Genomic DNA, 7,158 nt, shown 5'->3' on the forward strand with positions numbered 1-7,158 from the left:
CACGCTAGGCAGCTGCCGAACGATGCGGTCCGCTTCCGGTGAATTGGATCCGCGGCGCCGAGCCGCTGCTAACGTCTGTTCTTTCTGCGATCTGTTCGCTCTGCGATCCGCGTGTTTCCGTGCCGGTTTTGGGTCTTTGCTCCCTCAACGCACCTTCCTCGCACGTCACATGAGGTTTCCTTGGTGTCATCTTGGTGAACTCATGCCCCCTGTATGAACAGTTCATCGACAGAGTGACGTCGACCATTTCGGATCGCATGGGGGTTTCATTGAGAACAAGACGTTCCAGAGCGCAAGCCGGCCTGTCCCTCGTCGCGGCGCTTCCCCTGGTGGCCGGAGCGCTCGCGCTCGGCGCGCCCTCCGCCGTCGCCGACCCCGGCCCGCACGCCCGCCAGTCGCTGGCCGGCACCAAGCCCGAGTGGGCGACGTCCCACGCCGACCGCGGCGCCACCGCCGAGGCGAAGCAGATCACCGCCCGCGTCTACCTCGCCGGCCGTGACGCCAAGGGCCTGGCCGCTCTTGCGAAGGCCGTCTCCGACCCGAAGTCCGGCTCGTACGGCCACTACCTCACCGCGAAGCAGACGACGGAGCGTTTCGGCGCGACCAAGGGCCAGATAGCCAAGGTCACCGACTGGCTGAAGTCCTCCGGCCTGAAGGTGACCGGCACCAACCAGCACTACCTCACCGTCTCCGGTGACGCCGCCGCGGCCAAGAAGGCCTTCGGCGCCGAGCTGCACGACTACGTCAAGGACGGCAAGACGTACCACGCGCCGTCCCGCACCGCCTCCGTCCCGGCCTCCCTCGACGGCGCGGTCCTCACCGTCGTCGGCCTCAACAACGCGCCGCGGCTGGCCCACCACGACGAGACGCTGCCCGGTCCGAGCAACGCGTTCGTCAACGCCGGCCCGTTCTCCACGTACTACGGCTCGAACGTGAACAAGAGCCTCCCCTCGGCCTACGGCGGCCACGCCCCGTACGCCATCAAGGGCTACACGGGCAAGCAGCTGCGCGCCGCGTACGGCGCGAAGAACTTCACCGGCAAGGGCGTCACCGTCGCGATCACCGACGCGTTCGCCTCGCCGACGATCGCCAAGGACATCGAGCAGTACGCCAAGCGCAACGGCGACAAGGCGTACCGCAAGGGCCAGTTCTCCCAGCTCGAGCCCGCGAACTACACGCACACCGGGCCCACCGAGTGCGACGCGTCGGGCTGGTACGGCGAGGAGACCCTCGACATCGAGGCGGTGCACGCCGTCGCCCCCGCGGCGGACATCGTCTATGTCGCCGGCGCCTCCTGCCAGGACGACGACCTGATCGACTCCCTGCACAAGGTCGTCGACAACCGCCTGGCCGACATCGTCTCCAACTCCTGGGGCGACATCGAGACCCACGAGACCCCGGACACCGCCGCCGCGTACGACCAGGTCTTCCAGGCCGGCGCCGTGGAGGGCATCGGCTTCTACTTCTCCTCCGGTGACGACGGCGACAACACCAACAAGCACGGTGTGAAGCAGGTCGACACCCCCGCCAACTCCCCGTGGGTCACCTCCGTCGGCGGCACCTCGCTGGCCGTCGGCAAGGGCGACAAGTACCTGTGGGAGACCGGCTGGGGCACCCACAAGGCCGGCCTGTCCAAGGACGGCCGCAACTGGGAGAACTTCCCCGGCACCTTCACCGGCGGCGCGGGCGGCGGCACCAGCGCGCTGTTCGAGCAGCCCTTCTACCAGCGCGGGGTCGTGCCGGACACGCTCGCCAAGGCCAACGGCACCGCCAAGCCGATGCGCGTCGGGCCCGACATCGCGGCCGTCGCCGACTCCACCACCGGCTTCCTGGTCGGCCAGACCCAGACCTTCCCGGACAAGTCCGTGAAGTACGGCGAGTACCGCATCGGCGGCACCTCGCTCGCCGCCCCTGTGATCGCGGGCGTCCAGGCGCTGGCCCAGCAGGCCCGCCACGGTGTGCCGATCGGCTTCGCCAACCCCGCCATCTACGACCGCTACGGCACCTCGGCGTACCACGACGTCACCGACCACCCGCTGGGCAGGAACCAGGGCATCGGCAACGTCCGCCTCGACTTCGTCAACGGCGTCGACGCCAAGGCCGGCGTGGTCACCTCGCTGCGCAGCATGGGCAGTGACAGCTCCCTCTCCGCGACCGTCGGCTACGACAACGTCACCGGTGTCGGCTCCCCGGCCGACAACTACGTGACCTCGTACGTCCCGGGTCACCGCCGCTGAGGCGGGCCGGGGCCCGCACCTCGGTGCGGGTCCCGGTACCCCTGCGGTAGCCTGAGCCCATGCGTGCCGTACGCCTCCTGCTTAGCGAGCCGCGCTGATCAATCCCGACCGGACGAGACCCGGACGGCATCGGCGCGGCGCCCCCTCCTGTGCGAGGGGTTTTTTCGTTCGCAGGCAGAGACGACATCGATGGAGCTTTGAAGACGATGAGCGAGACCACACCCGCCGCCGAGGTGGCTGCCCCGCACCGCTACACGGCCGCGCTGGCCGCCGACATCGAAGCACGCTGGCAGGACTTCTGGGACGCCGAGGGCACCTACGAGGCCCCCAACCCCGACGGCGGTGACCTGGGCGGCGATGCCGCGACGCTGGCCCGTCCCGCCAAGTTCATCATGGACATGTTCCCGTACCCCTCCGGTGCGGGCCTGCACGTCGGCCACCCGCTGGGCTACATCGCCACCGACGTCACCGCACGCTTCCACCGCATGACCGGGCACAACGTCCTGCACACCCTGGGCTTCGACGCCTTCGGCCTGCCCGCCGAGCAGTACGCCGTGCAGACCGGCACCCACCCGCGGGTGTCCACCGAGGCCAACATCGCCAACATGAAGGCGCAGCTGCGCCGGCTGGGCCTGGGCCACGACAAGCGCCGCTCGTTCGCGACGATCGACCCGGACTACTACAAGTGGACCCAGTGGATCTTCCTGCAGATCTTCAACTCGTGGTTCGACGAGACGGCGAAGAAGGCCCGCCCGATCGCCGAGCTGGTCGCGCAGTTCGAGAGCGGCGAGCGCGCAACTCCCGACGGGCGCCCCTGGAATGAGCTGAGCGCGGTCGAGCGCGCCGACGTGCTGGGCGAGTACCGCCTGGCGTACGCCTCCGACTCGCCCGTCAACTGGTGCCCCGGCCTGGGCACCGTGCTGGCCAACGAGGAGGTCACCGCCGACGGCCGTTCCGAGCGCGGCAACTTCCCCGTCTTCAAGTCCAAGCTGCGCCAGTGGAACATGCGGATCACCGCCTACGGCGACCGCCTGCTGGACGACCTGGACGCGCTGGACTGGCCCGAGGCCATCAAGCTGCAGCAGCGCAACTGGATCGGCCGCAGCGAGGGCGCCCGGCTGAGCTTCGAGGTCGAGGGTCACGACGAGAAGATCACGGTCTTCACCACCCGCCCCGACACGATCTTCGGCTCCACCTATGTGGTGCTGGCCCCCGAGCACGAGCTGATCGACACCATCGTCCCGGCCGAGTGGCCGGAAGGCGTCAACGACTCCTGGACGGGCGGCGCGCGCACGCCCGCGGACGCCATCGCGGCCTACCGCAAGCAGGCGCAGACGAAGACGGATGTCGAGCGCCAGACCGAGGGCAAGAACAAGACCGGCGTCTTCACCGGCGCGTACGCCGTCAACCCGCTGACGGGCAAGCAGATCCCCGTCTTCGTCGCCGACTACGTGCTGATGGGCTACGGCACCGGTGCCGTCATGGCCGTCCCGGGCCACGACGAGCGCGACTGGGAGTTCGCGACCGCCTTCGAGCTGCCCATCATCCGCACCGTGCAGCTGCCCGAGGGCTTCGACGGCGAGGCGTACACCGGGCAGGGCCCGGCCATCAACTCCGCGAGCGAGCTGCTGGACATCAACGGCCTGCAGGTCGACGAGGCCAAGCGCGCCGTCATCGACCACCTGACCGAGCACGGCATCGGCGAGGGCACCGTCAACTTCCGCCTGCGCGACTGGCTGTTCAGCCGCCAGCGCTACTGGGGCGAGCCCTTCCCGATCGTCTACGACGAGGACGGCGTCGCCCACGCGCTGCCCGAGTCGATGCTGCCGCTGGAACTGCCCGAGGTCGACGACTACACCCCGCGCACCTTCGAGCCGGACGACGCCGACACTTCGCCCGAGACCCCCCTGTCCCGCAACGAGGCATGGGTCGACGTCGAACTGGACCTGGGCGACGGTCCCAAGCGCTACCGCCGCGAGACCAACACCATGCCCAACTGGGCCGGTTCCTGCTGGTACGAGCTGCGCTACCTGGACCCGCACAACAGCGAGCGGCTGGTCTCCGCCGAGGCCGAGCACTACTGGATGGGCCCGCGCGCGGAGAAGCCGCACGGCGGCGTCGACCTGTACGTCGGCGGTGCCGAGCACGCCGTGCTGCACCTGCTGTACGCGCGCTTCTGGTCCAAGGTCCTGTTCGACCTGGGCCACATCTCCTCGGCCGAGCCGTTCCACAAGCTGTTCAACCAGGGCATGATCCAGGCGTACGTCTACCGCGACGCCCGTGGCATCGCGGTGCCCGCCGCCGAGATCGAGGAGCGCGAGGGCGCGTTCTATTACGAGGGCGGGAAGGTCAGCCGCCTGCTCGGCAAGATGGGCAAGTCCCTGAAGAACGCGGTCACTCCGGACGAGATCTGCGAGGAGTACGGCGCCGACACCCTGCGCCTGTACGAGATGGCGATGGGCCCGCTGGACGTCTCCCGCCCCTGGGACACGCGCGCCGTCATCGGCCAGTACCGCCTGCTGCAGCGCCTGTGGCGCAACGTCGTGGACGAGAACACCGGCGAGGTCACCGTCGTCGACGCCGAGCCGGACGAGGCGACGCTGCGTGCCCTGCACAAGGCCATCGACGGCATCACCCAGGACATGGCGAACCTGCGCTTCAACACCGCCATCGCCAAGATCACCGAGCTGAACAACCACGTGGTGAAGCTGCGCGAGGTGCCGCGTCCGGTGGCCGAGGGCCTGGTGCTGCTGATCGCCCCGCTGGCCCCGCACATCGCCGAGGAGCTGTGGCGCCGGCTCGGCCACGACGGCTCCGTGGTGCACCGGGACTTCCCGGTCGCCGACCCGGCGTACCTCGTCGACGAGTCCGTGACCTGCGTCGTCCAGATCAAGGGCAAGGTCAAGGCGCGCCTGGAGGTCGCCCCCTCGATCTCCGACGAGGAACTGGAGCGGGTGGCGCTGGCCGACCCGGCGGTCGTCGCCGCGCTGGGCGGCGCGGGCATCCGCAAGGTGATCGTGCGGGCGCCGAAGCTGGTCAACATCGTCCCGGCGTAACGGCTGGGTTTTCCCGGCTCGGTTTTCCCGGCTCGGGTTTTCCCCTACGGGCAGGTTGGGGGTTCCGATGGAACCCACGGCCTGCCCGTGGCGTTTACGGTGGAGGGAACACACCGGACAACTCTGGGAGCGCCCATGGAAGCCGTGGCCGTGATCGTCGCCCTCACCGTCGCGGTCTTCATCGCGCTCGCGGTGGTCGCCACGGTCAAGGCCGTCAAGGCGGTCAAGCGCGGGGTCGACCGCACGGTCAACCAGGCGGTCACCCATGCCCGCCGCACGGTGGAGGACACCCGCCTCAAGGCCCGCCTGTACGTGCCGGGCGCCGGTTCCGAGGTCGCCCAGCTGCGGCTCGACCTGCGCGCGTCGATGCGCGCCACCCAGCAGGCCCTGCGCGAGCGCGCCCAGGACGACGCCTCGCTGTCCGAGTCCCAGGCCCTCTTCGACCGCCTCAGCGTCCACGGCCGCGAGCTCGACGAGGAACTGCGGCGGCTGGAGAACGAGCCGAACCAGAGCCGTGTCGCCGAGAGCCTGCCCGAGCTGCGCGAGCGCACGGAGCACGTCCGGCACTCGGCGGATTCACTGCGCTTCGCCGCGCAGGACCGGGCCCGCCAGTTCACCGGCGACGACCTGGCGGACCTGAGCGAGCAGATCCGCATGGAGACCAGCGCCCTGCGCCACTGGACGAGCACGGAAGAAGAGTCCGCCCCGTCCGCCCCGTCTGCACCTGCGGAGCAGACGGAACGTCCCGCGATACCGGGCCGGAACGCCTGGCAGACCAGCAAGCCCTGGGAGCAGTGGAACAAGGCCGGGCGCCGGCCGGAGAGCACGACTTGACCACCGCGTTCGCCGTGGCGTGAATTGATCACGCCCGGGGCTCGGGCTGCCGCCGCGGTGTCTCGGCGGGTAACCTCCGGGGCATGTCCCGCCATGTCGCGATCGTCACTGATTCCACGGCCTATCTGCCGCAGCAGGCGATGGAGCGGCATCACATCACCGCGGTACCCCTGACCGTCGTCCTCGGCGACGTGGCCCTCGAAGAGGGTACGGAAATCTCGGCACGCTCGGTCGCCCAAGCCCTCCAGAAGCGCAAGCCGGTGACCACGTCCCGCCCGAGCCCCGAGGTCTTCGCGGCGGCCTACCGGGCGGCGGCGGAGGAGGGCGCCGAAGGCATCGTCTCCCTGCACCTTTCCGCCGAATTCTCCGGCACCTACGACGCGGCGGTCCTCGCGGCCCGCGAAGCACCCGTACCCGTAAGGGTCGTGGACACCGGGATGGTCGCCATGGCCCTGGGCTTCTGCGCGCTGGCCGCCGCCGAGACCGCCCGGGCGGGGGGCACGCTCGACGAGGCGGTGGCGGCCGCCGTGAAGCGGGCGGAGGGCACGGCCGCGTACTTCTACGTCGACACTCTCGACTACCTGCGCCGAGGCGGCCGGATCGGCGCCGCCCAGGCACTGCTCGGCTCGGCACTCGCGGTCAAGCCGCTGCTCCAACTGGAGGGCGGACGCATCGAGTTGAGGGAGAAGGTCCGTACGGCCTCCCGGGCCATCGCCCGCCTCGAGGAGATCGCCGTCGACCGCGCCGGCGCCGCCCAGGTCGACATCGCCGTCCACCACCTGGCCGCCCACGACCGCGCAGCCCTCCTGGCCGACCGCCTCCAAGAACGCATTCCGGGCCTGGGCGACCTCCATGTGAGCGAGGTGGGCGCGGTCATCGGCGCCCACACGGGCCCGGGCCTCCTGGGCGTAGTCATCTCCCAGCGGTGACGCTCCGCTTTCCGCCCTTGTCCGGCCCGGTGGATGGTGCCCCGGTCCCGCCCTTTCTCCGTTTCCCGGGGCGCAGCCCCCGGACCCCGGTCCTGGGGCTGC

General features: G+C 70.1%; 4 protein-coding genes. All 4 read left to right on the forward strand.

Features of this window, described 5'->3' with window-relative positions:
• The first annotated feature begins 257 nt into the window (after positions 1-257).
• The 4 genes from ACV530_RS25640 to ACV530_RS25655 all read left to right on the forward strand — a co-directional run bounded on the left by ACV530_RS25640 (position 258) and on the right by ACV530_RS25655 (position 7,056).
• Positions 258-2,237 (forward strand): S53 family peptidase, encoded by a 1,980-nt coding sequence (locus tag ACV530_RS25640; protein ID WP_494334959.1) that lies wholly within the window; start codon positions 258-260, stop codon positions 2,235-2,237.
• Positions 2,238-2,443: 206 nt separating this feature from the next.
• The gene (gene leuS / locus ACV530_RS25645; protein WP_494334960.1) at positions 2,444-5,293 is read left to right on the forward strand and encodes a leucine--tRNA ligase; all 2,850 of its coding nucleotides are present in this window, start codon (positions 2,444-2,446) and stop codon (positions 5,291-5,293) included.
• Between the two features lie 135 nt (positions 5,294-5,428).
• Positions 5,429-6,127 (forward strand): hypothetical protein, encoded by a 699-nt coding sequence (locus tag ACV530_RS25650; protein WP_494334961.1) that lies wholly within the window; start codon positions 5,429-5,431, stop codon positions 6,125-6,127.
• A gap of 83 nt (positions 6,128-6,210) precedes the next feature.
• Entirely contained in the window at positions 6,211-7,056 is an 846-nt protein-coding gene (locus tag ACV530_RS25655; RefSeq protein WP_494334962.1) for a DegV family protein, read from the forward strand.
• Positions 7,057-7,158 lie beyond the last annotated feature (102 nt).

The organism is Streptomyces sp. SX-6, from assembly GCF_059089585.1.